The sequence below is a fragment of the Afipia massiliensis genome (genome assembly GCF_014203115.1).
Classification (GTDB): domain Bacteria; phylum Pseudomonadota; class Alphaproteobacteria; order Rhizobiales; family Xanthobacteraceae; genus Afipia; species Afipia massiliensis.
The window spans coordinates 1-26,231 of record NZ_JACHIJ010000013.1 but is presented as its reverse complement, the minus strand read 5'-3'; the positions used below and the strand labels follow the sequence as shown (position 1 = coordinate 26,231).

Genomic DNA, 26,231 nt, shown 5'->3' with positions numbered 1-26,231 from the left:
TCACTCCTGCGCGGCCAGAAATAACCGTTAAACGGAGCGCATCGCGGCCGTCTGTTTCACCTGCATCAGTGCACGACGGACATACACGCGGCAGAGCTCTTGCTTGTCTTGCGCAGAAAAATGCATGTCGCCTTCGATATTGAGACTTTCGCAAGCTAGATTGCTCGCATCTGCAATCCGCCGCTCCTCGAATGGATGACCAACAAGAAATTTTTCAACCTGCAAACCACGAATCGCATTCGCCCCTACCCCCGTGATTCCGATCCGCGCATCCACGCATTGGCCACTGGGCGTAACTTGAGCAATCGCAGCCACTCCGACGACGGCAAAGCGCGATGCTGGGTGCGGCAGCTTCAAGTAGGTCGCAGCTACATTGCTGGCCAGCAAGGGAATCCTGATCTGGGTGAGGATTTCACCGTCTTCGATGGCGGTCGTCATCAGGCCCTGAAACCAGTCCGCCGCCGCAACCACGCGCGTTCCACTCGAGCTCACGCAAACCATTTCGGCATTGAGCGCGACGATGCTCGCCGGATAGTCAGCCGCAGGATCGGAGTTAACAACGGAGCCGCCGATTGTTCCTCTGTTCCTGACCTGAGGATCGGCAATAAGCGCAGCGACCTTCGACAGATAAGGAAGTGCGTTTCGGACCACCGGAGACGATTCGACCTGCCAGTGCGTAACCATGGCGCCGACAATGAGTGTGTTATCTTCAACGCCAATTTGGCTTAACTCGGCGATGCCAGATAAATCGATCAAATGTTGCGGGCTCGTCAAACGGAGCTTCAGCGCGGGAATCAGACTTTGGCCACCCGCCAGAAGTTTAGCATCATCGCCCAGAGCGGTGAGCATCTCGACGGCTTCCGATAGAGCGGCTGGCTTGTGATAATCAAACGGTGCGGGAAACATCAGGATGCCGCTGTTCCGGCGTGGCGAGAAATCGGCTTACCCGCCATTGAATCGGCAGCCGCTTCGATCGCTTTGATGATTCCGTGATAGCCGGTACAGCGGCAGATGTTGCCATCCAGTTGATGCCGAATTTCCTCAGGCGTCGGGTCCGGATATCGCTCGAGAAGCTGTTTCGCAGCCATGATCATACCCGGCGTGCAGAAGCCACATTGCAAACCGTGATGGGCACGAAAGGCTTCTTGAATTGGATGTAGCTTCTCGTTGGCGGCCAACCCTTCAATAGTGACGATATCGGCATTATTGGCTTGCACGGTAAAAATCGTGCACGATTTCACAGCTTGGCCATCAAGGCTAATCGTACAAGCTCCGCACTGTGTCGTGTCGCAACCGACATGTGTCCCGGTCAGCGCCAGAACGTCACGAAGAAAATGAACAAGCAAGAGGCGCGACTCGACCTCCGCACTCCGGTCCTGACCGTTCACCCTGATTTTAATCGCGTGCTTCATTGAGACCGGATCGCCTCCAGAACGGAACTCATGGTCACTGGCAGCCTGGTGATCTGTACATCCCCATCTAACGCATCTTCAATCGCCGCGGCAATGGCCGCCGGAGGAGAGTTGGGGCCACTCTCGCCAACAGACTTGATACCGAGAGGATTGTCAGGTGTCGGGAATCTGAGATGCTCAACATCCAGATCCGGGATATCCGATGCACGTGGAACAAAATAATCCATCAGCGTACCGCTGCGAACCTGACCTTCCTGGTCGTAGGCATTGCACTCGCCGAGTGCGATGCCAAGCCCTTGCGCGAAGCCACCTGATATCTGCCCATCAACGACCAATGGATTGAGCGGCAATCCGCAGTCGTGAACGAAAACGTACTTCAAGATATCGACTTTACCAGTCTCACGATCAACTTCCACTACGACGATGTTGACGCCGCTGGCCCAGGTGACCGTCTTCGGATAGAAGAACTCCGTTGCAACAAGCCCTGGACCACCGAGCTCGGCCATGCCCCGATCTCGAATGGACCGACCGGCGAGTTCTGCGATTCCTATCTGATTTTGACGCGCACCGATAACGGACAGCACTCCGTCGTTGATCTCAATCTCGCTTTCTGCGCAGCCCAGAATTCTCGCGGCGAGCGCAACCGCTTTCCTGCGAACCTCGATCGCCGCTTTATGCACCGCATTTCCGGAGTTTACTGCCACGCGGCTGGCACCGGTTCCAAAGCCCACGTTCATCAGACTGGTGTCACCGCCCAGCACCCGAACGTCATCGATCTTGACGCCCAATGCCGCGGAACAGACTTGCGCAAGCGTCGTCTCGTGACTCTGTCCCTGCGAATTCACGCCGATCTTCACGGTTACCCGGCCGGCTTCGTCGATCTTGATCGACGCTCCTTCGCATGGTCCAAGTCCCCCGCCCTCCACGTAACTTGAAATTCCGATGCCTATCGACCGGCCGGCACCCCGAAGCTCTTTCTGCCGTTCGCGCCATCCATCATAGTCGGCGCGCTTGCGCGCGGTATCAAGCAACAGAGGGAAGTCGATATTTTCGTACGTCACGGGCACGCCGTCGCGGTACACCATGCCATTCCGGTAAGGCATATCCTCCGGCATGACGATATTCTTGAGACGGACCTCGATCGGATCGAGGCCCGTCGCACCAGCGACAGCGTCGAGCATACGATCCATTGTGAAAACCGCTTCGACACGACCCGCCCCGCGATACGGGCTTCCGGGTGAGGTGTTGGTGCTCACCGCCCATCCCTCGATCCGCATGTTCGGGATCTTGTAATGGGTGGTGAGATGATTGATCGTGTTGATCTGCAGCATCATGTCAAAGTGATCGTACGCACCGATCTCTTTGTGCATTTCCAGGTCCATTCCCAGAATGGTCCCATCCCGTTTCGCAGCCACACGAACCTTGTTCGCCTGGTTGCCGGAATGATTGGACGCGGTCATATGCTCCATGCGCGTCTCGGCCCAGCGCAACGGGCGTCCAAGACGCCGGGCTATCAGCGGAACGATAACGTCTTCGGCGTGGAGAACGCCTTTCAGACCAAACCCGCCGCCGATATCGCGGGCGATGACGCGAACGCTCTCCGCCGGCATACCCAGGATTCCGGCCAACGTGTTCCGCAGCATATAATGAAACTGGCAGGTCGACCATACATTGAGTGTTCCAGTCGCCCGCTCCCATTGAGCTGCGACGGCACGGCACTCGATCGCCATCGACTTCAAGCTTTGCGTTTCGAGTGTTCGCTCCACGACAACATCCGCCTCGCGGAACGCTGCGTCAATGTCACCGAAACCATGCTTGAGGTGCGCAACGATATTGTCGAATCCGGTGTGCACGCGCGGCGCGTCCGGCTTGACGGCGTCCCTCCACGAAGCAACTACGGGCAGCGCCTCATACTCGACTTCCACTGCATCGACACCATCAACCGCGGCATAAGGCGATTCTGCAATAACGGCGGCGATTTGCTCGCCAACGTAACAAACCTTCTTCGGAAACAAATGGTGTGGAGCGACCTTGAGCGAGTCGATATAGGGGCTGACGAGCGTGACAGACCCATTCAGCTCAGGCAGGCGAGAGCTTAGCTCGGGCCACTCGTCGCCCGTGATGACGGTGACAACCCCCGGCACTTGCCGCGCGCGACCTGCATCCACACGACGAACAATTGCGTGAGCGTGAACGCTCCGCACAAAGGACACATAAAGCATTCCCGGAAGCTGTACATCCTCTACATAGAGTCCAGCTCCGGTAATGAAGCGCTCATCTTCCTTGCGGCGGACCGATCGTCCCAGCATGCTATCGACCTGTGCGAGGAATGCTTTTTTATGCTCTCAGAGATGCCTCAACATGAAATCAGCCAGTGCCGGGCGGACAATATGTGCACGATCGTGGCAACAATGCACGCTATCATCCCAGATGATGGTTTCGACGTGACATTTCAGATCCCTGATAAGGCTTGTCGCGTTATCGATCGGGGTGATCACATCGAGTCCTCCATGAACCACCAACGTCGGGCATGTGATGCTCGGAGCATATTTTGACAAGTCGATAGTATCGTAGAATGCCTTTGCCTCTTCAAGAGTTTTGCTTCCGCTCACGAACATGAAGCCTTCAAGCGTGTGCTTTGGCACTTCCGCAAGGTTCTGGAGGTGATACATCACACCCCACGCGACAAGAGCCTTGATACGCTTATCGATGGCAGCCGTCTTCGGCGCGTAGCAACCGCCCATGCTGCGACCAATGATGCCTATGCGATTACTGTCGATCTCCGGCCGCGTTTCGACGTAATCGATGGCCGCAACGACGGCCTTTTCGAAATCAGTTCGCCAGCGCATTTCAAACAATGTTTCGCCCTGACCGGGGCCGTCAAACGCGAGAATCGCAAGTCCGCGACGCAAGCAATGATCCGCCACTGTCAGATAGTCTTCCTTGGTGGTATCGAGACCGCCCAGAAGGATGACGCAAGGCGGCTTCCTGACGCCAACCGGCGCACGGAGATAGCCGGCCATCTTGATGTTTTCGAACGGGATTTCAACCCGCTCCATCGGCACCTCCAGCAGCGGCGCAGCGCGCTTGAATGCATCACGCTTCTTATCGTGCACTTGCTTCTTGAGATGCAGATCGTCAAATAGAAGATACTGCCCGTAATGGTAATAGAGTGAAGCGCGCGCGAACTCGGTGGCCGCCGTTAGCAACGTTTTAGCGGCGAGCGCCTCTTCACCGCGCTTCTCGGCCTGGGCAGCCCACTTCGACCAAGTTTCCGGCCAGGCACTCCAATCAGGAGCAGCAGCGCGGATATCCATCAGGTCCCTGTAATGAACGCCGTCAGCTAGGAATCTATGAATGCCTTGATCGATCGCAGTTTCAACAGCAGCTTTGGTCACTTTAGTTCCTCACCTCTCGGCTCCCTGCTATAGGTTGCCGGCAGTAGTTATTGCGGGCCGCACGATGGATCTTTTGATCCACTTCAATCGCTCGATGCGGGCAGATCAAGTAACGCGAACGGACAACCAAAGCTCGCCGTTACGCAAAAGTTTGTATACAAAGTTGTCTGAGATGTCAACGCACCGCTGGAATGTTCAAATGGCAAAGCTGCAACGCCCTCTTCTTCCGAAAGGTTCTGGAAGACATTCGCTTCTGTATCGAGATGTTGCGGAGAAACTGCGCTTGCGTATTGCGAGCGGGAAATATCTTCCCAACTCGAAGCTCCCGCCGCTCTCCGATCTTGTGGAGGAATTCAAGGTCAGTGAAATCTCCGTGCGACGCGCATTGCGGGAGCTGAGCTATGAAGGTCTGGTTTACGGTGAACAGGGTCGCGGAATCTTCATCAAGCCTAAGAGCGTTATTCATCGCGTTTTCGCTGCCGATGCGGAGCATACTATCGGCGATGAGATCGAACGCGCCGGCTTCAAACCGACGGTGAAGGAACTTAAACGCGACCAGATAGCCGCTGATGGAGAGATTGCTTCAAGACTTCGTATCGTTCAGGGCACCAAGATCTACCGCCATCAAAAGCTTGTTTATGCCAATGAGGAGCCGGTCAGCCTGCATTTTTTGTATCTGACAGATGAAATGTTCGAGCGTCTGAAGGATCAACTGAATCACGGATTCGCCTTCGCCATGCTGAAGCGAGCTCGATTAAATGTGGCCAAATCCCGATTTGGTTTCGCCTCAACCGCCCTGAGCGCGGAGTATTCCGCCTTGTTCGAAATGCCGGCGGGTTTTCCAATGGGTGTCGTTTACTTCACACCTCTTTCAAAGAGCGAAAAGCCCTTTTTGACTGGAACTACAATCTATCGCTCCGACCGCTTCGTATTTGACGTTGACGTCCATGCCTAACTAAATGCTCGTGCCGCGTTCGATCGAGTAACTTCTATCAAGCATCTTTGCCGCGTGGTTGACCTCGGATTGCGCGATCAGAACCGCGAGTTTTTCACCGCGCAATGCACCAATCACTTCAGACACGCGCTGGGACAACGCAGGCGCGACACCTTCAAACGGTTCGTCAAGAAGAAGAACCTTGGTTCCAGCCATGATCGCCCGCGCAAGGGCAACCAGTTTTTGCTGTCCACCGCTGAGTTGAAGAGCCTTGCGATCGCGCATTGTGGCGATTTCCGGCAAAAGATCGTAAGCGAAGGCCAGCCGTTTTTTGTGATCGATCTGGGGCATTGCCCAAGACGGCACTAGGATGTTTTCCTCCACCGTAAGCAGGGGCACGAGGCGCCGGTCTTCAGGCAGATAGCCAATTCCCAGCGCCGCGCGCTGATGCGGCTTTAGGTGATCGATACTGCGGCCATCGACGAGAATTTCGCCGTCTTTTAGAGGAGCTAGTCCCATAAGCGCGCGGATCGTCGTGGTCTTACCGGCACCGTTGCGGCCCACGAGTCCGATCATCTCACCCGGCGCGAGTGTCAGGCTCACGCCGCGCAGAATCTCGATCGACTTGATGAGCACTTCGATATTCTTTACCTCGATCATATCTTTCTCAGTTCGGCGCGCCGGTAATGAAGCTTTTCACGCGTGAATCCTGTAGTACGACATCGGAAGGACCATCGGAAATAATCCGCCCATCGTAGAACGCAAGAACGCGCGTCGAATAGCGGCTAACGATATCCATGTCGTGCTCGACAAAAAGGACGGTTACGTCCTTCGGCAGTGCATTCACAACAATGTCCATCAGATCGAATTTTTGTTCTGCGGCGACGCCGCTGGTCGGCTCGTCCAGCAGCAGCAGAGAAGGCCCACGCGTCACGCTCACCGCAATGTCGAGCAATTTACGAACGCCGCCGGGCAGTTCCGATACCACGCGATGACGAAATTCCTGGAGACGATATCGGGTGAGCAGGTCGTCAAGCGACGCAACAAGGACTGGCGATCCAGTGCCAGCAAACGGCCGTAACGCCTCCCCCGACGAAATGCCCAGCGCGATGATGAGATTCTCTTCAGTCGTCAGACTCAGGAATAATTGAGGGATCTGGAATGAACGGCAAACGCCCGCGCGCGCAATCTCCCTCGGAGACTTGCCAGAAATATCGGCTCCCCGGAGCACGATACTTCCGCCGTCAGCCCGCAGATAACCCGTGACCATGTTGACGAAGGTGGTTTTCCCCGCTCCGTTTGTTCCGATGAGACCAACGCGTTCGCCCGCATTGATCGTGACGGAAATATCATCCGCGGCTGTGATCGCTCCAAACGACTTTCTTAAATTTCGTACATCCAGAATTGCACTCACGGAGCTTCCCCTTGCGCAATTTTGCTTCCGCGCCGGCGCTGCAACAGCGCACCAATGCCGTTCGGCATGAACAGGATGACCGTCAGCATGAAGATGCCAAGCGTCATCTGCCAGGCATTTGGGAAGTGTTGGCTGGAAAATGACCGGACGAGTTCGAGCAGGATCGATGCCACAAAAATGGCGACAACGCTGACCTGACCCGCGAGAATAGCGACAAACACAAACTCGCCCGATGTTGTCCAGAACGCGAGCTCAGGGTCGATGTGTCCGAGCACGAGCGCATTCAACGCTCCACCCATCCCTGCGAGAAATGCAGCAACGACATAGTTCTCGAAAATCGCGCGGCGAACCGAGGTCCCAAGGTATTCCACGCGAATTTCATTGTCCTTTACCCCCAGCGACAGCAGGCCACGAACAGACCTGAAATGAATCCGAAGCAGACAGGCGCTTGCTACTGCGATGACGCAGGCAAGCGCATAGATCGCAAATACGGGCGAAAGACCGGTCGTCTGCTCCAGTCCGAAAAACGTTGGCGGCCGGAGATTCAAACCATCCGAGCCGCCCAGGATATCGGCCTTTGTCAAGGCGCCATGCACCAGCATCGACAATGCGAGCGTGAGCGTTGCGAAAAATATCTTCCTATATCCGGCGAGCAATGGGCCGATCAACAGCCCCGCCACCAGTCCGGATAGCCCGCCGGCAATCACCAGAACGACGGCGTTGGTGACGTCGCCCCACAACATGAGCAGACCGGCACCGTAGCCGCCTACGCAATAAAACAGCCCCTGTCCGAACGATAACAAGCCGCTTCGCAACATCACCACCAGGCCGAGCGCTGTAATCCCCTTGGCCAGAGCCACTGCGCCCAGGAAGGTCGCCCAACCCGGCAGAAACGGGCCTAGCGCCAGCAATGCTGCAAGCGTCGCCGTGGCAGCCAGAATGATCTTTGTATTAGTCATCATATTTTCCGCAGTTGCACCGCACCGAACATGCCTTGCGGCTTGATCGCGAGCATCAGCGCCATAACCAGATAAACGATGAAAAGCTCGGCCGATGGCCAGAGATGAATGGCAAGGGACCGCGACAGGCCGACAACAAGCGCTGCTATTGCGGCCCCTTCGATGCTGCCCAACCCGCCGATCACCACCACGGCAAAACTGAGAAGCACCACAGTCACCGCCAGACCCGGCTGCACCGAAATTTTCGGCGCCGTAATCGCCCCGCCTATAGCAGCCAGGAACACACCAATCGTGAAGGCAATCACGAAGATACGGGTGACATTGATTCCCAGCGCGCTGCTCATGTCACGATCATGAATCACAGCCAGCACGAGCTTTCCGCTCTTGGTGCGATTCAGCCCAAGCCACAAGATGATCCCGGCAAAAATGGCGAACACGATCAGCATAAGATCGTAGCCGACGTAAGTCAGTCCGTAGACCTTCAAATCTCCGAAGAGCGAGTAGGGATCGTACGCGTAGTATGGATTAACACCCCAAATCAGCTTGGTCGCATCTTCAAGAATGAGGAAAAGCGCGTAGGTGACAAGCACCAGGATGACTTCATCGCGCTCATACAGAAAGCGGAGCAGCCCACGTTCGAGAAGCGGACCGAGGATTCCTGCCACCAGCATCGATGAGCCGAGCATCAAGACCAGACCGAACGCCGGAGGATTGTCGCCGCTGGCATAGTACCAGCCCGCAACTGTCGCGGCTACGTAGGCTCCTATTGCGTAGAAATTGCCATGCGCAAGATTTAGGACGTTCAAGACACCGAAGATTAATGTGAGTCCGACCGCAACGATGAAAATCCACGATGCATCGATCAAACCGTCAAGAAGTATCGTCGTCACGAGTTGCACGAATAGTTCCCCCGAAGTGCCGCACCCCTGGCGCACGAATGCGCCGGGGTGCGCAATGCCTAGTTACACTTTGCTTCGGGAAAACCCTGGGCGATCCATTCTTCCGATTTCACATTCACCGGCGGATTCACACATTCCGCGGCAAAACGCTCGACTTCGACAACTTCCACGCGCTTCGTAGCAGGATTCCACTTTGTCAGGCCGATCGCATTGGCTTGGATAGCCTGATGGCCATCTCCCAGTGCCATCTTGATGCGGCCCGATGGTGCCTCCCATTCAAGTCCTGTCAGGGCATCGGCTATCTGATCGGCTGTCGGTTTCTTGCCGCCGTTCGCCGCCGCCGCCTTGTCCACGGCAAGTTTGAGAGCAAGAACGGACTGTGCCATGCGGTAGGGCGCCTGGGATGGCACCTGACCCGCGAACTGTTTCTCATAGGCAGCCACAAACCAGTCATTCAGAGCGCTCTTGGCGGCAAACGGCCCGTTCTCACCGCGCGCGCCGACAAGCACGTCGTTCGGCATACGGCTTCCGAGCGGTTGAAAGACATGATCTGCGGCAATAATGGCAACGTGGCGGTCTTTGAAAAGATTGCGCGGAGCGCCCTGCAGGATGAACGCCTGAAGGTCACCTCCCCAAAGACTGGTGTGCACGATTTGGGGGTTCGCTTGCAGCAGCGCGGAGATTTCAGTGCCGTATTGTCCTGCACCGAATTTCGGCCAAAGCTCCGACTTGATCTTAGCCTTGTCATTCAGCTTGACCATGCTCTGCTGGAAATCTTTCCAGTTATCGCGGCCATAGGCATAATCAGGATTAATGCCCCCAACGTCATCCGACTTAAGCTTGCGCTTGGCGATATACCGAGCCATGGCGACGTTATCCATCGTCGCGTGCGCGGTTGCGCGAAAAACATAGCGATACTTGTTATCCTCGAATATTCGGGGCGTGCCGCAATCGAAAAGTATAAGAATTTTTTTCAGCTCCTCGGCAACGGGTGCGCCCGCGAGGCAATTGCTTGAGCTGATGTAACCGATCACCGCATCGTACCCATCGCGGTCATAGGCGTTTCGCAGTTCCTGAACCTGCTTGGTCGTGCCGCCGTTCTCGTCGATAACGGAAGCTTCCACTTTAAGACCGCCCAAACCGATCTTGTCATATGGCGGCGGCAACTGACCTCCCTGATTGAATGCATCAGCGAGCATCTTTGCTGAATTCCAGGCAGGCACACCGAACGACTCTGCACCAGGCCCGGAAGTGAACGTCACGATTCCGAGCTTAAACGTTTGTCCTTGAGCGCACGCCGTTTGCGCCAATCCCAACAGCGAAAGCGTACTAATAGCCGCGGATAAAAGACGCTTGGTGCGAGTGATAGGCATCGTGCCCCCCTGATTGGTTTGCTCTTTGTTGGAAAACTATGTATACAAAGTTGGCCGAGCGGTCAATATGGCGAATACTACGGAGGCTGCGATGATTGTCGAAATGCGGACCTATTCACTCACGCCCGGAAGCGTGAGCAAATGGCTTCGTCTGTACGAAGAAAAGGGATTCCCTGTTCACAAGGAAATTCTGGGCAATCTGATCGGCTACTTCCACACCGAGATCGGCGATGTGAACGAAGTGATTCATATGTGGGGTTACGAGAGCTTTGAAGATCGACAGCAAAGGCGCGCTCAACTGGCCAAGCATGCCGACTGGCAGGCGTTCCTCGCCGACGCATTGCCTATCTTACAAACGCAGCAGATCAAGATTCTGAGTTGCGCCACCTTCTCGCCGATACGCTGATCTTTGATTGCGCACCAAGAGTGCCGCCTGTTTCAGCATTTTTTAAGTTTCAAAGGCGGAATTGGCGGCGCTGAGTCTTGGCTGATCGAGCACCGTGTCTACGGTCCCATTATTCCGTAAGGGCGCCGAAAAAGCGACGCTTGGCTCTTTTCGTTGCTTCGAGACATAGTCGATCCCGCGAGCTTAAGTTACTGAATACCGTCACGGCAGTTGAATTCCATAATCGCTCATTACGCGAAAAGGCGGCGATAAAGTTCATGTTGAATGACCGTTTAGCGTGAGCATTTCTCGTAGCTTGAACCGAAGTATTTTCCCGGATCCTGTCCTAGGTATTTCTGATATGAAATGTACCGAGTACGGGACCTTATAAGACGACAGCCGTTCACGGCAATACAAGATGACCGCGTCCGGCGTAACGGGTGAGCCCTCCCGCGGTACGACAAAGATTGCGGGCACCTCGCCGAGATGCTCGTGCCGGATCCCGACGACGGCACTATCGACCACCTGCTCCATCGAATTCACGACTTCCTCGATCTCGCCGGGCGCTATATTCTGTCCGCCACGGATGATCAACTCCTTGAGACGACCCGTAATGGTCAGAAAACCATTCTTGTCACTCCGCGCCAAATCGCCGGTGTAATACCAGCCCTTTCGCAAAGCAGATGCCGTCTCTTCGGGCTTGTTGTGGTAACCGCTCATCAGATTTGGACCGCGGACGATTAACTCGCCTTCCTGGCCAAGATCGACGTCTTCTCCCGTGGCCGGCGATAAAATGCGAACTGCGAGTCCGGGAATTGGCAGACCGCATGATCCCATGACGCGACTGCCTGTCATCCAATTCAATGTGACGAAGGTGGAGGTCTCTGTAATACCGTATCCGTCGAGGAGCTTTAGCTTAAAACGCGATTCAAACTCTCGATTCAGAGTTGCCGGCATGATCGCACCGGCGCTGATGCAGACGCGCAAGCCCGGAAACTTATCGAGTGGCTCATCCTTCGTCGCCTCTAACAGAAAATGAAACATAGTCGGCACGCCGGGAAATACAGAGAACTCGCCCGTTTTAAGCAAACGAACGGCTTCGGACGTGGAGTATTTCTCCATGATGTACTCGGTGGCACCTGTGGCCAGAATACCCAGCACTGAGAGCGCGAGTGCATAAGAGTGGAACAGCGGGAGCGGTGAAAGCACAACGTCTCGCTCGCTTAACCCGCCGATGGGCGCAAGGCACGCGGCAGTAATCCAGAGCATGCCATGGACGGTAAGCAATACGCCCTTCGCACGTCCCGTTGTTCCGGACGTGTAGATGATGAACGCGGGAAGAAACATGTCGAGCGAATCGCGCGGAGTTGAATTCGGCGCCGTCGCGACCAGTTGCGAATAACGCACCCCTTCGCCCCTGACGGCATCCCGGCCGACGAGAATAACGAGGCGTAATCCGGGAGCAGACTTCATAAGCTTGGCCACCAACTCAGAGCGCTCGTCCGTGGTGACAATGGCCGCGCAATCGGCATCCAGCAAGCGATAGAGTATCTCGGATTCCGTCGAGTCATAACTGATCGGAACGGAGATACAGTCGGCACGATTGATCGCAAAGCAGGTTTCAACCCAGGCAACTGAGTTGGGAAGAAAAATGGCGACCTTCATCCCCGCTTCCATTCCACGGTCGGCGAGGTGTCCGGCCAAATGACCCGTCCGCGTCGCCAGCTCGGCATATGTTACCGAACCGGCGACATCGCGAAATGCCTGCTTCGATCCAAGCTGCTCCGCTTGACGGCGGAGCAGTTCGGGTATCGGCGAGATCAATTCTGTCTGGATCATATTTCGTTTCCTCGAGGTCGGCGGTTACACCATGCTGAAGCCGCCGTTGATGCTGATCGTCTGGCCTGTAATCCAGCTGCCATGCTTGGACGCAAGGAGCGTCACCATCGGGGCTATATCCGACGAAAAACCAAGACGGCGCAGCGGATACAGCTTTGTAAGTTTCTCACGATTTGCGTTAACCCACGCAATGTCATGAGGTGTCTCGACCAAGCCCAGCGAAATGGTATTCGCCGTTGTCCCGACGCGGCCGAGTTCTCTTGCGAGAGACTTCATCAGTGCGATAACGCCGCCACGCGCCGCCGCAACGATGCTGAGCCCGGATTCTCCGACGCGGGACGAATCGCCCACAAGCGCGATAATCCGGCCGTCGCCGGATTTCTCCAAATGCGGCGCGGTCGCTCTGCAAACGTGAAGCGCGCCGTACAGACATACGTCGATCTGCTTCTTCCATTCATCCTGCGTCGTGTCGCTGAAGCGATTTCGCAGCGCTACGCCCGCATTGTTGACGACAATATTGAGACCGCCGAAATCCGCGACGATCTTCGAAACCATGTCGTTGACTTCCGCGAAATTGGCGACATTGGCCTTATAGGCGATGGCTTTTCCGCCGGCCTTCTCGATGTCCGCAACAACAGCCGCGGCCTTCTCTCGGGAGCCGTTGTAGTTGACGGCGACTGCCGCACCTTCAGCGGCAAGACTTAGAGCAATGTCGCGCCCCACATCTCGTCCAGCGCCCGTGACCAGTGCCACCTTGCCCTTCAGAACCATATCCATGTTTTCGTCCTCTTCGCTTTATGTTTGTTAGATGCCCTTGGGAATGTCTAGTGGCCGATCTAGTCGTACGCATCCATGCCTTTTCGGAGAGCGCTCCATTGCGCGGCGTCATGACCGCAGATAACAGACGCGCCCGCCTTCTCAAGCTTTCGCACCTCGGCAAAAGATTTCAAAAACTGATCGACGTTCCATGTGTTTCGCGGGGCATGGTCCGTATCCAGGTTGGCACGAATGCTTACTGCATCCGACGTGAGCAGGAATTCACCGGATCGATCCAGCTTCACGAGCGCACCAACGGTTCCTGGCGTGTGACCCGGCAACTCGATAACCGTCAGCCGTCCGTCGCCGAAGACATCTTCCGCGCTCTCAATGATTTTCAGCGGATTTTCCGTTTTCCAGTCAGCGGCAAAGTATCCGCTGTTGGACGAATCAGATGCCTGCGCGGCGCTGAGTTCGCGCGCGTGCACGATCATCGTTGCCTTCTTGAAAAACTCATTGCATCCGCAGTGGTCCGTATGGAAGTGCGAACAAATGACCACATCAATGTCGTCCGGTCCCAGCCCAACAGCCCGGAGACCGCTCAGAACATTATCGTCCGGCGACATAACCGGTGTCATGAACTTGGCGAGATTCCCCCAACGAGCCTCGGCGTTCTCAGCTATCGTTGGATGACAGCCCGTGTCGAACAACACATTCCCTTGCGCATGCCGCATCAAAATGCAGGAAACGGGAAGATCGACCGTCTCTTCCCGGCCGGCATCCGGATAATAAATCGCCTTCTTCATCCTCAGACGACCGCCCGATAACACATGCATTTTCATAGCCGCTACCTCCCGCGAAATTCAGCAGACCGTTTTTCAACGAAGGCAGCCCGGCCTTCCCGATAGTCGTCGCTGTCGGATACCCGATCGATAAACGCATTGGCGGCGTCCTCATCGAGACATCCAGGACCCATCGAAAGGCCGGTCAGGATCTGCTTTGCGCCCTGAACCGAGAGCGGCGCGACGGCCGCAAGACGTTGCGAGAATGCAGCGGCTTCGGTCATCGGATCGGGCGAAACGTGATCGATCAAGCCAATCTGGTGTGCATGCTCTGCAGAAAGCCGTTCAGCCGAGTAAAGAATGCGCTTCGTATTTGACAGACCAACCAGCGACAAAAGCCGCTGTGTGCTTCGAACGCCGTAGACGATAGATAGCTTCGCGGCAGGAATTCCGATGGAGGAATCCCGATGAGCGTAACGGAAATCGCACGCCATCGATAAATGACAACCTCCTCCGAGGCAGTATCCTTCCAGCACGGCGATCACTGGCTGTGGCACGCTCGAGATTGCGTCGGAGGCGGCGTCCACCGCGACCTCATACGCTTTGCTTTCCGCAAGATTAGACCTCACCTTGCCGAATTCCGATACGTCCGCACCGACGCTGAAATTGCCTCCGGCTCCTGTCAGAATTATCGTGCGTACGTCACGCTGCCTGCCCAGTTCCTCGAAGATCGCGGCGATCTCTCGCCACATCGACAGCGTCATGGAATTTCGCTGCGATGGACGATTGATCGTTACGGTTACGGTGGAGCCAGAACTCCTGGTCTCGATATCCGCCATATCAACCTCCCTTCGCATCGAGCCGCTGCGCGCGGAAAGCGGCGACGGCAGCGGCGATCTCCCCCACTATTCCGCGTCGGAACAGCAGGACACACATCATGAATATGAGGCCGATGATGGTTGGCACCTTGCTCGACAAATCGATTGCGAGAGGACCGAGCTGAACCACACCAAGACTGGCCAGCCGGCTTTCCAGCGTCACGATCAGGACGGCGCCGACAATCGGACCCAACGCCGTTCCGAGCCCGCCCAACAAACACATGAGAATCACATTTCCGGATTGCGTCCAGTGCGCATCAGGCAATCCAGCAAACCCAAGAGTGAGAGCCTTGATGCCGCCAGCAAGACCGGCAACGGCCGCCGAGATTGCGAATGCGCTCAGTTTGTAGCTTTGAACATCGTAGCCAAGTGAAATTGCACGCGGCTCGTTGTCACGAATGGCGAGCAGAACCTGTCCAAAAGGCGCTTCCATCAACCGCTGAAGCCCCCAGACGACGCCAACAAGCAGAACAAGGACAAAAGCGTACATCACATAGTCGTTGGACAGATCGAGCATCCCAAAGACAGCACGACGCGGAATGCGCTGCAGTCCGTCTTCGGCGCCGGTAAACGGGGCTTGAACGAAGAAGAAGTAGACCATCTGCGCCAATGCCAGCGTAATCATCGCGAAGTAAATTCCCTGACGGCGAATGGCCATGCCGCCCATCAACAGTCCCAGCACCGCGCCTGCAAGAGCGCTTCCCCCGAGCGCCAGCTCCGGCGTGAAATTCCATTCCTTGACGGCATATCCAGCCAGATACGCGCCTATGCCGAAAAACGCGGCGTGGCCAATCGAGAGCAGGCCGACGTTGCCGGTGAAAAAATTAAACGCCACCGCGAAAAGTGCGAGGGAGACGCACTTCATGAGAAACTGCACGTAAAGGCCAGTGAACGGAAGGACGATACCAACGATCGCAAGTCCGAGCAGAATCGCCGTAGATGCCCGCATTGTCGTCATCATGCTTCCCGTCCAAACAAACCGGCAGGCCGCAGCAAAAGCACCAGCATCATGACGATGAAAACGATCGTCGAGGAAACTTCAGGGTAAACCACTTTCGCAAGCCCCTCTATCAAGCCCAGACCCAGACCGGTGATGATGGCACCTGCTGTGGACCCCAGACCTCCGATCACGACGACTGCGAACGTCACGATCAGAATGTTCGACCCCATCAACGGTTGCACCTGATAGATCGGCGCCGCCAGAACGCCGGCGAACGCCGCCAATCCCGCTCCGAGCGCATAGACAAACGTGACCATCAGCGGAATATTTATTCCAAGCGCCTGGACGATGCGCGCGTTTTCCGTTCCGGCGCGCAAATAGGATCCAAGGCGGGTGCGCTCGATCAGAAGCCAGATCGCCAAACACACCACGAGCGAGATCCCGACGATCCAAATGCGATAGAGCGGCAATCTCATGAAGCCGAGATCGATCAGTCCGCGCAGCTCGGACGGCGTCGGATACGGCAAGCCGCCGGAGCCATAGATATCGCGGAAGATACTTTCGATGACGAGCGCGAGGCCAAACGTCAGCAGCAAGCTATAAAGATGATCCAGGCCCGCCAGCCTGCGGAGCAAGTATCGTTCAACCAGCGCGCCGAATACTCCGACCACGATTGGAACCGCGACCAACGACCACCAATAGTTCACGCCGAGCTTATGCATCGCAAGATAGACGCCGAACGCCCCGAGCATATAAAGCGCCCCGTGCGCAAAATTGATGATGTTCAGCAGTCCGAAGATTAGCGCCAAGCCAAGACTCAGAATGGCGTAAAAGCAGCCGTTTACGAGACCGATGGTGACCTGTCCGAGCAAGACCTGGATGGGGAAATCGAACATCGTTTCTCAAACCCCAAGGCGTCGGTCGACCAGATCGCTCTGGGATTCAAGTTCGTCGGCCGTCAAATGCATGACGATCTGGCCGTGCTCGACGACAAGAAAGCGATCCGCGAGCAGCTCCGCGAAATGCTTGTTCTGCTCGACCAGCAAAATCGTGTAACCACGGCTGCGCAAAGTGACGACAAGATCAAATAACCTGTCCACCACAACCGGTGCCAGGCCTTCGGAGATTTCATCGAGCAGAAGCAAATGAGCACCTGTTCGAAGAATTCGCGCAATCGCGAGCATTTGCTGCTCACCTCCGGAAAGGCGCGTTCCCGGCGTACTGCGCCGCTCGGCGAGATTCGGGAGAAGCTGATAGATTTCTTCCACCGACATCCCGCCCTCCGATTGCTTTGGAGGGAGCAATAGATTTTCTTCGCACGACAATGACGCGAAAATGCCTCGCTCTTCCGGGCAATAGCCGACGCCGAGACGCGCGATCTGATGTGGAGGAAGGTTACTTGCTTCTTTGCCGTCTATCTGGATGGCGCCCGTGCAGCGATCCATGAGACCCATGATTGCGCGCAGCGTGGTCGTGCGGCCGCTTCCGTTGCGGCCGAGCAAGGCGACAACCTCCCCTCGCTGCAAGGCGAATGTCATACCGTGAAGAACGTGGGACTCGCCGTACCAAGCCTCGAGATGCTCCACTGCAAGGACCGCGTCCGCATTCCCAAGCGCAGCGGCTGTCATTGTGCACGCTTTCGGCGAGAGCCGAGATAGGACTCTATGACCTGCGGATCGCAAGATACCTCGTCATACGTCCCCTCCGCGATAATCTGCCCCCGGCGTAAAACACTAATGCGGTCCGCGATGCGAGCTACTATCTTCATGTTGTGCTCGACCATCACAACCGTACGGCCGACCGCCGCTCGCTTGATGAGGCCGGTGACGCGGTCGACGTCCTCCTGGCCAAGCCCTTGTGTCGGCTCGTCCAAAAGCATGACTTTTGGCTCAGCGGCAAGCGTCGTCGCAAGCTCGAGTGCGCGCTTTCGTCCGTATGGCAGATCGCCAGCGCGCGTATTCGCAAAACTCAACAGATCAACCTGTGTCAGAAGATTTGCGATGCGATCGGAAACATCGCCCAGTTTTCCACGCCCGCGCCAAAATGCCACGGGTGACACATAACTCCGCTGCAGCGCAGTCATCAGATTCTCGGCGACAGTCAGGCTTGGAAATACTGCGGATATCTGGAAGGACCGCACCAGACCGCGGCGGGCTACTTCTGCAGCTTTTTGATTTGATATATCAACGCCATCAAGAAATATCTGGCCTGACGTCGGCCGCATAAATCGTGTCAGTAAGTTGAACACGGTGGTCTTGCCCGCGCCGTTGGGACCGATCAACGCATGAATTTCGCCCCGGCGAACGTCGAAATCGACGCCTGATACAGCGACATAGCCACGAAAATCTTTTCGCAGGCCCCGCGCCTGCAATACCGCGTCGGTTGCAATGCGAGGCGTGACCGCGTGCATCCAGACCCCCATTTGGCTTTTTTGCTCCGCGCGAGAAGCACGGCATTATTGACATCGTCATAGCAAAGATAGTCTAGTTACGCAAGCTTGCGGAATAGTTTCGTCGCGGGCCAATCAAACAAGAGAAGGGGAGGAATTCATGAGAACTGCAATTCTAGCTCTGGCTGCGTTGGCAACTTTTACCGGCTACACGCACGCTCAGACGACGATTTCAGATGATGTGGTCCGCATCGGCGTGCTGACGGATTTATCGGGACAGTTTTCTCACGAATCCGGAGAAGGCGCTGTCACCGCCGTTAAAATGGCTGTCGAGGATTTTGGCGGAAAAGTTTTAGGCAAGCCTGTTGAAGTCATCGCAGCCGATCATCAGAACCGGAATGAAGTCGCGATTGCCAAAGCGCGCGAATGGTACGATGTCGGAAAGGTTGACCTCATCGCCAACCTCGTCAATTCATCGATTGCGCTTGCAGTCACGAATATCGCGCAGGAAAAGAACCGGATCGCGGTCGTCACGACCTCCGGATCTTCAAGGCTGACAAACGATTCCTGCACCACGAACAGCATTCACTACGTTTATGACACGTACGCCTTGGCTCAGGGTACGGCCAAGGCTCTCATGAAAGAGAAGCTGGACAGCTGGTATTTCCTGACGGCCGATTACGCGTTTGGGCACGCGCTCGAAATCGACACGTCGGCGATCGTGAAAGCGAACGGAGGAACGGTTTCGGGTGCATTGCGGTATCCGATGGATACCTCAGACCACTCCTCTTTTCTGCTTCAGGCACAGGCTTCAAAAGCAAAGGTCGTCGCAATTGCGGGATCAGGCACCGTATTCATCAATGCGGTGAAATCCGCCAAGGAATTCGGGTTGACGGATGGCGGCAAGCAAACCATCGCAGGGCTTCTTGTCTGGATCAACGACGTCCATGCGATGGGCCTGCCGCTTGCGCAAGGACTCGTTCTCACCAACGGATTCTATTGGGACCGCGACGATGATACACGCGCGTTCGCAAAGCGTTTCTATGAGCGGCTGAAGCGTATGCCCAACATGGGCGACGCAGGCGATTACTCTTCAACCATGCACTACCTGAACGCCATCAAAGCTGCCGGAACCGATGAAGCAAAGTCCGTCATGGCAAAGATGCGCGAACTGCCTGTGAACGACTTTTTTGCCAAGAACGGCCGCCTCCGCGAAGATGGGCGATTCGTTCACGACATGTATCTCTATGAGGTGAAGAAGCCGTCAGAGTCGAAGTACGCGTGGGACTACTACAAGCTTCGCGCGGTCATTCCCGAGAATGAAGCTTTCCGCCCGCTTTCGGAAAGCAAGTGCGCATTGGTCAAGAAGTGATCGAACATTGAGACGTCAGATGCGGCCGGGCACTGCCCGGCTGCTCTTGCGCCCTCCGAATTTCTCCGGGTTGTAGCGCATCCGGTACTTCATCGAGAACGCACTGATCGCCTCGCCGCAGCGGTTGCAGACGACGACCGGCGTAAAAATCTTTTCGCAAGCGTCGTGACGAAGCAGCATCGGCGGCCTGCCCTGTGACCGCCAGCGGTCGCCCCACGCCATGATCATCAAGAGAGGCCCGTGCAGGTCGGCTCCCATCGGCGTGAGAAGATACTCATAGCGTTCCGGAGCATCCTGATACATTTCCTTCCGGAACACTCCGTGATCAACAAGACGCGCTAACCGATCGGTCAGAATATTGGTGGCGATACCAAGTTCCGAATGGACCTGATCGAATCGCGTGTGACCGTAAAACGCCTCGCGAAGAATAAGGAAGCTCCAGCGGTCTCCAATAACTTCGAGTGTGCGTGAAACCGAACTTGGGCGGCCGCGCATGAAATCGTCGGCCGTGCGGCGCGATCGTCGCGGCGCCTCCGCCGGTATTCGCCCGGCACCAGGTCCGTCCACGTAACTCACATCTCGCGCCGAGAAACGCTGCTCACAGCAGGAACATGTGACGATTGGCTTGCTCACGCAATTGCAACTCTCATGAATGAGCTGAAGCGGGCCGCTTTTGGATGTCTCGAGCCAGCGATCACCGAACTGCATCATCGACATGAACATCGGATAAAGTTCGATCCCGGCCTTTGTCAGCTTGTACTCGACGCGGCTCAACGTACTGGAATATGGGAACTCCCTCATAATTCCTTCGTGTACCAGACGCCTCAGCCTGTCAGTCAGCGTCGCCCGCGTAATCTCCAGACCTGAGCGGAATTCCTCAAAACGCTTGGCACCGAAGAACGCTTCCCGAATGACCAGAAATGCCCACGCGTCCGATAAAATGCCGACCGTGCTTGCAATCGAACAGCGCCTCTCGGTCGCGATGGCTTGCTTCTGTCCTTTGCGAACCGGAGATTTTTTCTTCGATGATTTGACGGGCTTTTCTTTAGCTGCTGCTGATAGCCCCATTATATAGCTCAGGTTCGTCGATCTATGACATCAGGAAAGATCGAACGATGAATTTGTAAGCTGATGCTCGATTATACCAATACCGATCTCAGAACAAGCGACAGGTGACGGTCGACACATGGTGTCATACACCCTCTGCGTTTCGCGTCGCGGATCGAACCAACTGAAAGATACGTTCGGGCGTCGCCGGCAACGTGTGGATTTCAACCCCCAAGGGGGATAGCGCGTCCGAGATGGCATTCGCTATCGCGGCGGGCGCTCCGATAGTCCCCCCCTCGCCCATCCCCCGGAAACCTCCGATATTGTTCGGAAGGTCTGCCTCGATATGAAGAATTCCGATGTCTGGAACGTTCGTTGCAAGCGGCAGGAGATAATCGGCAAGGCTTGCCGTTACGACCTGGCCAGATTCATCATGCACGATCTCTTCCAGCAAGGCAGCGCCAATGCCCTGTGCCACGGCGCCCTGAATCTGGCCGTCGACAATCATTGGATTAATAATGCGGCCGCAGTCTTCAGCCACGACATACTTGCGGATTGTCACCCCATAGGTCTGCGGATCAATTTCAACCATGACCAGATGCGTGGACGAACAGGCCGTTCCGAAATAGGGATCGTAGGTTTCCGATGCGATGAGGTCTTCGCGCTGCTCTCGGGGAATTCTTCCCATCTGTGAATATACCGCATGCGCGACCTCCTTGAATGTCATCGAGACATTCGAATTACGCGCATAGATAAGGCCTTCCGAAGCATCGAGATCGTCGACTGGCACATTCATAAGATGAGCCGCGGCTTTCAGGACTTTTGCTTTCACCACCCTGGAAGACATCGTCGCGGCCCCGCCGGCAAGCACGGCTGACCTGCTTGCGAAGGTGCCGCTGCTCACCGGCGTCAACGCGCTGTCGCCATGCTGAATTTCCACATCTTCCAGCCTGCAACCCAATTCATCTGCTATGACCTGCGCAAGCGTGGTTTCCAGGCCCTGACCATGCGATGCAATGCCGAACGCAGCGGTAATTGCGCCGGTTGCGTCGATGCGGATTGAAGATGTCTCCGTGCCGGTATTAATCGGCATGCCGGGCGCAACCGAAATGCGCGAGCCTATGCCAGTCAGTTCTGCGTAGCTCGACAGACCGATGCCGACCCAGCGTCCCTCAGCCCGTGCGTCGTCGCGCTCGCGCAAAAGTGTGGGATAATCTGCGAGGTCGCATGCTCCGCTCAGGCATTCCTGGAACGCGGATTTATCCCAGATGAGTCCCGATGCAGTCCGATACGGAAACTCCTCCGCGCGCACGAGATTGCGCCGCCGCATTTCAACGGGATCCATTCCGATCTTGCGAGCGGCCATATCGATGAGCCGCTCCATCGCAAAGGTCGAAGCGGGACGGCCCACGCCGCGATAAGGCCCCGTCGGCGGCTTCGGCGTCAGGACGCCCCGCACGCGGCCTCGGTAATGCTGAAGACGATACGGGCCAGGCAGGAAACTTACGACCTGCACAGGTTCAAGCGCCCCCGTCCAGGGATAAATCGAATAGGCACCGATGTCCCCGATCACGTCAGCACGCAGACCAAGAAGCGTGCCGTCCTCATCCACGGCAAGCTCTGCATCGATTAGCTGATCGAAGGCCTGACTCGTCGCCGATAAATCCTCAAGCCTGTCGCATACATACTTCACCGGGCGCCCAAGTTTTCGAGCGAGAGCACAGACTAGAATTTCCTCGTGATAGAGCGACCCCTTTCCGCCAAAGCTGCCACCGACATCCGGAGCGACGACGCGGATTCTGTTTCCGGGCAGGTCGAGGCAGTTCGACAATGCGTCGCGTACAATACCCGGGATATTGGTCGAGGAGTGAAGCGTCAGCGCGAGGCGGCGGCGATCCCATTCTGCGAGATACGACCTATTTTCAATCGAGACGGCCGTCTTTCGCGTCATCCGGAATGTCGCTCTGACCGTCACCGGAGCCTGCGCGATCACGTTATCGACTTCGCCGCGCGCGAACTCGCGGGAAATAATGACATTCGTTCCCGCTTCCTCGTGCAGGAGCGGAGCGTCATCCGCAACCGCGTCGACCTGCCGAATTGCAAACGGGAGCGCTTCGTATTCAATATGAATATGTTCGAGCGCATCTTCGGCTGCATAACGGCTGTCGGCGAGCACGGCGACGACCGGTTCGCCCACATACCGAACCTTGCCACGGGCGAGCGGCCAGATCGGCGTCGCGTAATAGTTCTTCATGGTCGATATCGGAACTGCCGGCTTCACCTCATCCTCGAGATCGGCGGCGCTAAAGACGGCAAAGACACCCGGCACCGAAATCGCCTCGCCCGCATCGATCTTCACGATCCGCGCATGCGGCTGATCGCTACGGCGAATTGCCATGTGAAGAGTTTTGCTCGGGGTCATATCGTCGACGTAGCGTCCAACGCCCGCGAGCAGGCGCGGATCTTCCGTGCGCTTGATCCTCTGTCCGACCATCTTGGGTCGCATCTCGACTGACGATGAGTCGAAACGTTTCATGTCCGAACCCTCGCGTGACTGGAAGGAAGTCTCACTTGAACGAGGCCCTTTCCCTGGCCAGTTCGCGCACCGCGTTGACGATATGCTCGTAACCGGTACACCGGCATATATTGCCCGAGAGAGCTTCACGAATTTCGTCATCGGTGTCGAGGCTGTGATGCAGGAGCATGTCCGTGATGGTCATCACGAAACCAGGCGTACAAAAACCGCACTGTAGTCCATGATGATCGCGGAAAGCCTGCTGGACACGGCCGAGATGCTCAATCGTTCCTAGCCCCTCGACGGTCTGAATGTCGGCACCGTCCGTCTGCACCGCAAGCGTTAGGCAGGAACGCGCGCTACGCCCGTCGAGCAAAATCGTGCAGGCCCCACAAACACCATGCTCACATCCGACATGCGTGCCAGTGAGCCCGAGTTCATGACGCAGGAAATCCGACAGCAGCATGCGGGGCTCGACAAGCTGCGTGTAGGATTGCCCATTCACGGACACCGTGATTGACACCCGCTTGCTCACTTTGTCCCCTTTTCCGATCGGGACCACGCATCGATTATAGCGCGACCAGCAAGGGCTCCGGCTAAGTGTCGGCGGTAATCTGCAGATGCATGTAGATCGGAATTAGGTTCAAGCTCCGCTTGAAGAGCCTCAACGGCTTTTTTCAAAAGATCGGAATTGATCTCACGACCCTCGAGCATCTCCTCCACCTGCGGCATCCGCATTGATATTTCCCCAACACCCATCACTCCGATGCGGACACCCGATGCGGCGCAGTCATGCCGTTGCATTGTGACCGCGACCGCGGCAAGGGCGTAATCACCATGACGCCGCGCGAATTCGTGAAATCCCCAGCCCGTTCCACCGGGCAATACATCGACCTCGACCTCTGTGACGAACTCATCTGGCTCCAGCACAGTGGCCATGGCGCCGATAAAGAAATCTTGCGCGGGAACTTCGCGGCGTCCTCGGGGCGATGCAATGTGCATTATTCCATTGAGCAGGAGTGACATCATCGGCATCTCAGCTGCTGAATCAGCGTGACAAATGCTGCCACAAAACGTGCCACGATTTCGGACTGTTAGATGAGCCACATGCTTCATTGTGTGATGAAGGACAGGAATGTGCTGCTGAACAAGCTCACTTGCACCCGTCATACGATGACGGACTAGCGCACCAATAGAAAGCCTCGCGCCTCGAATCTGTATAATATCGAGATCAACAATTCGATTAATATCCACTAAGATAGATGGTTGGACCAAGCGAAAGTTCATCATCGGCATTAAGCTCTGTCCGCCCGCAATCAGCTTGCCATCTCCGCCTGCGGCAGCAAGCGTTTGCACGGCATGCTCCACACTTTCAGCGCGGACATAATCAAAAACCGCTGGCTTCATTACGCGGCCCCCTCAACCGACCCAGGATATTATTCAAATGAAAATGAGATCGACGGTGACTTGCATTATTAGACTAATATGGCATATGTCAACATTGCCGAAGTTCGCTCAGCGCAGATAGCTTCGGTGTGAATCATTGGACTTTGGATCAGACCTTATCGGCGATAGTCCACAAATGCCTTGCCCAACCAGAAGGACGGTGAAGCCGCCTGTTTAGCAATCAGCGCGCTAGGAGCAGCCGCGGTAATATCGACCGCAAGCATTCGGTATCAAGATACTTTTAATTCCTCACGAGAAAACAAGCGTGTTTGCTCGAAGACGTGAATGTTTTTTCGGCAAGCACTGTCTCTGAATTTACGATCATTTGACGCCGGACACGTCCGGCAAATCATTGAGCTTCTTGAACACGAGAACTGCTCCAAGTTTCGATCTCGTACCCGCAATTACAGTTATAATTGCCCTTATCTAGAAAAGGCACCTCGATTAGCGTGCGCTCATAAAGAGCGTGGCATTGTTCACATTTTACAATTGAGCTCATAGTCATAATCTACGCTATGGAAATCGATTTTTCCACATCGTTCGCTGGCCATTCCATAACGCGTCATTATGCGAAAAGAGCTCACGGAGCGATCACAACGGAGCCGGCGGATCAGTTCTTGACATTTGAACACCGATTTCCCCAACCTGAGAATCTTCATAACCTTGGGGGCTAAATATGACGGTCCACATCAACCTCAGCGACTGCAAGCCCTATCTGCTATCTGTGGCAGACGCGATCGCGACGCTCAGCGACGAGGCAGGCTTTCAGTCCGGCGATCAAGCTAGGATAACATGTGGTGATCTGACGCTGCCGTCCGGCGAGACCGTCACTCTTACTGGATTATTTTTCGAGCGCGGTAATCGCCACGTTTACACAGTTTGGTTGCGCAGCTCAAAAACATGCCATGCCAGATATCGGTCGGAGTTGATCGATTTCGACACCACTGAGTTGGCGGATGCCATAGTTGACAGCGATGTCAATGCGACCCTGATCGACGGCAGGGTTATCCGAGCAGTTCAAATTGCTCCGGCGAAGTTGCCTTACGAAACCACCGACCTTGATTGGCGGATCGTTCATCAGACGATTTCATCGGCCAAGGCGGAGGATCGGTGTTACGCTCTTCCGGCCGGTTTTGATGTCCCCGATTTGGTTGCTACCGCGCGCGAACTGAACCTCCTCAATTACAGTGCTCTTCGAGACCTAGATAACGTTCCGTTTCTGAAGGTGATACAGGGCGATCTGCTCAAGCATAATCCGAACAGCAAAGTTGTATCGGAGCAAAAGATCTCCGACACCCTGAGCAAGTTTGGAATTCGTCACAAAAGGGCGCGCCCCCGCCGTACCACAATTTGAGTTTGATCGCCGCGGCTGACCGACGACGACGCCCGTGACATCATTGTTCGGCGTCAGCACCAATGAGACAGAATTGGGCTAATTGAGAGAGGAGGTTTTCTGGGTCATCGTAGCCTTTCAAAGGAACGGACGATGAGAC

The 26,231-nt window shown here is 55.8% G+C and carries 25 protein-coding genes; 4 read left to right on the top strand and 21 right to left on the bottom strand.

Features of this window, described 5'->3' with window-relative positions:
* Window positions 1-27 precede the first annotated feature (27 nt).
* From HNQ36_RS25490 to HNQ36_RS25475, 4 genes are read right to left on the bottom strand one after another with little or no spacing between them, the layout of a single operon-like run.
* Window positions 28-906, bottom strand: coding sequence for an FAD binding domain-containing protein (locus tag HNQ36_RS25490; protein ID WP_019196029.1), 879 nt, complete (start codon window positions 904-906; stop codon window positions 28-30).
* Window positions 906-1,412 (bottom strand): (2Fe-2S)-binding protein, encoded by a 507-nt coding sequence (locus tag HNQ36_RS25485; protein WP_019196028.1) that lies wholly within the window; start codon window positions 1,410-1,412, stop codon window positions 906-908. Before HNQ36_RS25485 ends, HNQ36_RS25490 begins: the two co-directional genes overlap by 1 nt.
* Complete coding sequence (locus HNQ36_RS25480; RefSeq protein ID WP_019196027.1) at window positions 1,409-3,721, bottom strand: xanthine dehydrogenase family protein molybdopterin-binding subunit; 2,313 nt, start codon at window positions 3,719-3,721, stop codon at window positions 1,409-1,411. Before HNQ36_RS25480 ends, HNQ36_RS25485 begins: the two co-directional genes overlap by 4 nt.
* 36 nt (window positions 3,722-3,757) lie before the next feature.
* Entirely contained in the window at window positions 3,758-4,810 is a 1,053-nt protein-coding gene (locus tag HNQ36_RS25475; protein ID WP_152343665.1) for an alpha/beta hydrolase family protein, read from the bottom strand.
* Between the two features lie 199 nt (window positions 4,811-5,009).
* Between HNQ36_RS25475 and HNQ36_RS25470 the strand changes: the two genes are divergently transcribed.
* The gene (locus HNQ36_RS25470) at window positions 5,010-5,765 is read left to right on the top strand and encodes a GntR family transcriptional regulator (RefSeq protein ID WP_019196025.1); all 756 of its coding nucleotides are present in this window, start codon (window positions 5,010-5,012) and stop codon (window positions 5,763-5,765) included.
* Here HNQ36_RS25470 and HNQ36_RS25465 read toward each other — a convergent pair whose 3' ends face one another.
* The 5 genes from HNQ36_RS25465 to HNQ36_RS25445 form a co-directional block, all read right to left on the bottom strand.
* The gene (locus tag HNQ36_RS25465) at window positions 5,766-6,404 is read right to left on the bottom strand and encodes an ABC transporter ATP-binding protein (protein ID WP_019196024.1); all 639 of its coding nucleotides are present in this window, start codon (window positions 6,402-6,404) and stop codon (window positions 5,766-5,768) included.
* Between the two features lie 7 nt (window positions 6,405-6,411).
* Window positions 6,412-7,158 carry an ABC transporter ATP-binding protein gene (locus tag HNQ36_RS25460; RefSeq protein ID WP_019196023.1) on the bottom strand — a complete coding sequence of 249 codons (747 nt, stop codon included), beginning with the start codon at window positions 7,156-7,158 and terminating at the stop codon, window positions 6,412-6,414.
* Window positions 7,155-8,018 carry a branched-chain amino acid ABC transporter permease gene (locus tag HNQ36_RS25455; RefSeq protein WP_210312217.1) on the bottom strand — a complete coding sequence of 288 codons (864 nt, stop codon included), beginning with the start codon at window positions 8,016-8,018 and terminating at the stop codon, window positions 7,155-7,157. Before HNQ36_RS25455 ends, HNQ36_RS25460 begins: the two co-directional genes overlap by 4 nt.
* A gap of 98 nt (window positions 8,019-8,116) precedes the next feature.
* On the bottom strand, window positions 8,117-9,016 hold the full coding sequence (locus HNQ36_RS25450; protein ID WP_019196021.1) for a branched-chain amino acid ABC transporter permease: 900 nt from the start codon (window positions 9,014-9,016) through the stop codon (window positions 8,117-8,119).
* A gap of 59 nt (window positions 9,017-9,075) precedes the next feature.
* Complete coding sequence (locus HNQ36_RS25445; RefSeq protein ID WP_040427153.1) at window positions 9,076-10,389, bottom strand: ABC transporter substrate-binding protein; 1,314 nt, start codon at window positions 10,387-10,389, stop codon at window positions 9,076-9,078.
* A 91-nt stretch (window positions 10,390-10,480) separates the two neighbouring features.
* On the opposite strand from HNQ36_RS25445, the gene HNQ36_RS25440 reads away from it, so the two are divergent.
* The gene (locus HNQ36_RS25440) at window positions 10,481-10,795 is read left to right on the top strand and encodes an NIPSNAP family protein (protein ID WP_040427399.1); all 315 of its coding nucleotides are present in this window, start codon (window positions 10,481-10,483) and stop codon (window positions 10,793-10,795) included.
* 255 nt (window positions 10,796-11,050) lie between these two features.
* Here HNQ36_RS25440 and HNQ36_RS25435 read toward each other — a convergent pair whose 3' ends face one another.
* From HNQ36_RS25435 to HNQ36_RS25400, 8 genes are read right to left on the bottom strand one after another with little or no spacing between them, the layout of a single operon-like run.
* On the bottom strand, window positions 11,051-12,613 hold the full coding sequence (locus HNQ36_RS25435; RefSeq protein WP_019196018.1) for a class I adenylate-forming enzyme family protein: 1,563 nt from the start codon (window positions 12,611-12,613) through the stop codon (window positions 11,051-11,053).
* A gap of 24 nt (window positions 12,614-12,637) precedes the next feature.
* Window positions 12,638-13,390 (bottom strand): SDR family NAD(P)-dependent oxidoreductase, encoded by a 753-nt coding sequence (locus HNQ36_RS25430; RefSeq protein WP_184090654.1) that lies wholly within the window; start codon window positions 13,388-13,390, stop codon window positions 12,638-12,640.
* A 59-nt stretch (window positions 13,391-13,449) separates the two neighbouring features.
* A complete protein-coding gene (locus HNQ36_RS25425) occupies window positions 13,450-14,211 on the bottom strand; it encodes an N-acyl homoserine lactonase family protein (RefSeq protein WP_019196016.1) in 762 nt (253 codons plus the stop codon).
* A gap of 5 nt (window positions 14,212-14,216) precedes the next feature.
* Window positions 14,217-14,990: an enoyl-CoA hydratase-related protein gene (locus tag HNQ36_RS25420; RefSeq protein ID WP_040427155.1), complete on the bottom strand. Its 774-nt coding sequence runs from the start codon at window positions 14,988-14,990 to the stop codon at window positions 14,217-14,219.
* Window position 14,991: 1 nt separating this feature from the next.
* Window positions 14,992-15,978 (bottom strand): branched-chain amino acid ABC transporter permease, encoded by a 987-nt coding sequence (locus HNQ36_RS25415; protein WP_040427401.1) that lies wholly within the window; start codon window positions 15,976-15,978, stop codon window positions 14,992-14,994.
* An 8-nt stretch (window positions 15,979-15,986) separates the two neighbouring features.
* On the bottom strand, window positions 15,987-16,865 hold the full coding sequence (locus HNQ36_RS25410; RefSeq protein WP_019196013.1) for a branched-chain amino acid ABC transporter permease: 879 nt from the start codon (window positions 16,863-16,865) through the stop codon (window positions 15,987-15,989).
* 6 nt (window positions 16,866-16,871) lie between these two features.
* Window positions 16,872-17,597: an ABC transporter ATP-binding protein gene (locus HNQ36_RS25405; RefSeq protein ID WP_019196012.1), complete on the bottom strand. Its 726-nt coding sequence runs from the start codon at window positions 17,595-17,597 to the stop codon at window positions 16,872-16,874.
* Entirely contained in the window at window positions 17,594-18,379 is a 786-nt protein-coding gene (locus HNQ36_RS25400; protein ID WP_040427157.1) for an ABC transporter ATP-binding protein, read from the bottom strand. The genes HNQ36_RS25405 and HNQ36_RS25400 overlap by 4 nt, the downstream gene beginning before the upstream one ends.
* 139 nt (window positions 18,380-18,518) lie before the next feature.
* On the opposite strand from HNQ36_RS25400, the gene HNQ36_RS25395 reads away from it, so the two are divergent.
* Window positions 18,519-19,730: an ABC transporter substrate-binding protein gene (locus HNQ36_RS25395; RefSeq protein ID WP_040427159.1), complete on the top strand. Its 1,212-nt coding sequence runs from the start codon at window positions 18,519-18,521 to the stop codon at window positions 19,728-19,730.
* A gap of 15 nt (window positions 19,731-19,745) precedes the next feature.
* Here HNQ36_RS25395 and HNQ36_RS25390 read toward each other — a convergent pair whose 3' ends face one another.
* From HNQ36_RS25390 to HNQ36_RS25375, 4 genes are all read right to left on the bottom strand, one after another.
* Window positions 19,746-20,672, bottom strand: coding sequence for a winged helix-turn-helix transcriptional regulator (locus tag HNQ36_RS25390; RefSeq protein WP_321175238.1), 927 nt, complete (start codon window positions 20,670-20,672; stop codon window positions 19,746-19,748).
* Window positions 20,673-20,922: 250 nt separating this feature from the next.
* On the bottom strand, window positions 20,923-23,313 hold the full coding sequence (locus HNQ36_RS25385) for a xanthine dehydrogenase family protein molybdopterin-binding subunit (protein WP_019196008.1): 2,391 nt from the start codon (window positions 23,311-23,313) through the stop codon (window positions 20,923-20,925).
* 31 nt (window positions 23,314-23,344) lie between these two features.
* Window positions 23,345-23,827 carry a (2Fe-2S)-binding protein gene (locus tag HNQ36_RS25380; RefSeq protein ID WP_019196007.1) on the bottom strand — a complete coding sequence of 161 codons (483 nt, stop codon included), beginning with the start codon at window positions 23,825-23,827 and terminating at the stop codon, window positions 23,345-23,347.
* Window positions 23,824-24,699, bottom strand: a complete 876-nt coding sequence (locus HNQ36_RS25375) for an FAD binding domain-containing protein (protein WP_019196006.1) — start codon at window positions 24,697-24,699, stop codon at window positions 23,824-23,826. The genes HNQ36_RS25380 and HNQ36_RS25375 overlap by 4 nt, the downstream gene beginning before the upstream one ends.
* 715 nt (window positions 24,700-25,414) lie before the next feature.
* Here HNQ36_RS25375 and HNQ36_RS25370 point away from each other — a divergent pair.
* Entirely contained in the window at window positions 25,415-26,092 is a 678-nt protein-coding gene (locus HNQ36_RS25370; RefSeq protein WP_184090651.1) for a hypothetical protein, read from the top strand.
* Window positions 26,093-26,231 lie beyond the last annotated feature (139 nt).

Excerpts from the sequence above, each read along its gene's own strand:
- HNQ36_RS25440 (WP_040427399.1), top strand. The coding sequence starts at position 10,481 with ATGATTGTCGAAATGCGGACCTATTCACTCACGCCCGGAAGCGTGAGC.
- HNQ36_RS25470 (WP_019196025.1), top strand. The coding sequence starts at position 5,010 with ATGGCAAAGCTGCAACGCCCTCTTCTTCCGAAAGGTTCTGGAAGACAT.
- HNQ36_RS25480 (WP_019196027.1), bottom strand. The coding sequence starts at position 3,721 with ATGCTGGGACGATCGGTCCGCCGCAAGGAAGATGAGCGCTTCATTACC.
- HNQ36_RS25465 (WP_019196024.1), bottom strand. The coding sequence starts at position 6,404 with ATGATCGAGGTAAAGAATATCGAAGTGCTCATCAAGTCGATCGAGATT.
- HNQ36_RS25410 (WP_019196013.1), bottom strand. The coding sequence starts at position 16,865 with ATGTTCGATTTCCCCATCCAGGTCTTGCTCGGACAGGTCACCATCGGT.
- HNQ36_RS25430 (WP_184090654.1), bottom strand. The coding sequence starts at position 13,390 with ATGGATATGGTTCTGAAGGGCAAGGTGGCACTGGTCACGGGCGCTGGA.
- HNQ36_RS25425 (WP_019196016.1), bottom strand. The coding sequence starts at position 14,211 with ATGAAAATGCATGTGTTATCGGGCGGTCGTCTGAGGATGAAGAAGGCG.
- HNQ36_RS25445 (WP_040427153.1), bottom strand. The coding sequence starts at position 10,389 with ATGCCTATCACTCGCACCAAGCGTCTTTTATCCGCGGCTATTAGTACG.
- HNQ36_RS25490 (WP_019196029.1), bottom strand. The coding sequence starts at position 906 with ATGTTTCCCGCACCGTTTGATTATCACAAGCCAGCCGCTCTATCGGAA.
- HNQ36_RS25420 (WP_040427155.1), bottom strand. The coding sequence starts at position 14,990 with ATGGCGGATATCGAGACCAGGAGTTCTGGCTCCACCGTAACCGTAACG.
- HNQ36_RS25395 (WP_040427159.1), top strand. The coding sequence starts at position 18,519 with ATGAGAACTGCAATTCTAGCTCTGGCTGCGTTGGCAACTTTTACCGGC.
- HNQ36_RS25435 (WP_019196018.1), bottom strand. The coding sequence starts at position 12,613 with ATGATCCAGACAGAATTGATCTCGCCGATACCCGAACTGCTCCGCCGT.
- HNQ36_RS25370 (WP_184090651.1), top strand. The coding sequence starts at position 25,415 with ATGACGGTCCACATCAACCTCAGCGACTGCAAGCCCTATCTGCTATCT.
- HNQ36_RS25415 (WP_040427401.1), bottom strand. The coding sequence starts at position 15,978 with ATGCGGGCATCTACGGCGATTCTGCTCGGACTTGCGATCGTTGGTATC.
- HNQ36_RS25385 (WP_019196008.1), bottom strand. The coding sequence starts at position 23,313 with ATGAAACGTTTCGACTCATCGTCAGTCGAGATGCGACCCAAGATGGTC.
- HNQ36_RS25375 (WP_019196006.1), bottom strand. The coding sequence starts at position 24,699 with ATGAAGCCAGCGGTTTTTGATTATGTCCGCGCTGAAAGTGTGGAGCAT.
- HNQ36_RS25400 (WP_040427157.1), bottom strand. The coding sequence starts at position 18,379 with ATGCACGCGGTCACGCCTCGCATTGCAACCGACGCGGTATTGCAGGCG.
- HNQ36_RS25405 (WP_019196012.1), bottom strand. The coding sequence starts at position 17,597 with ATGACAGCCGCTGCGCTTGGGAATGCGGACGCGGTCCTTGCAGTGGAG.
- HNQ36_RS25485 (WP_019196028.1), bottom strand. The coding sequence starts at position 1,412 with ATGAAGCACGCGATTAAAATCAGGGTGAACGGTCAGGACCGGAGTGCG.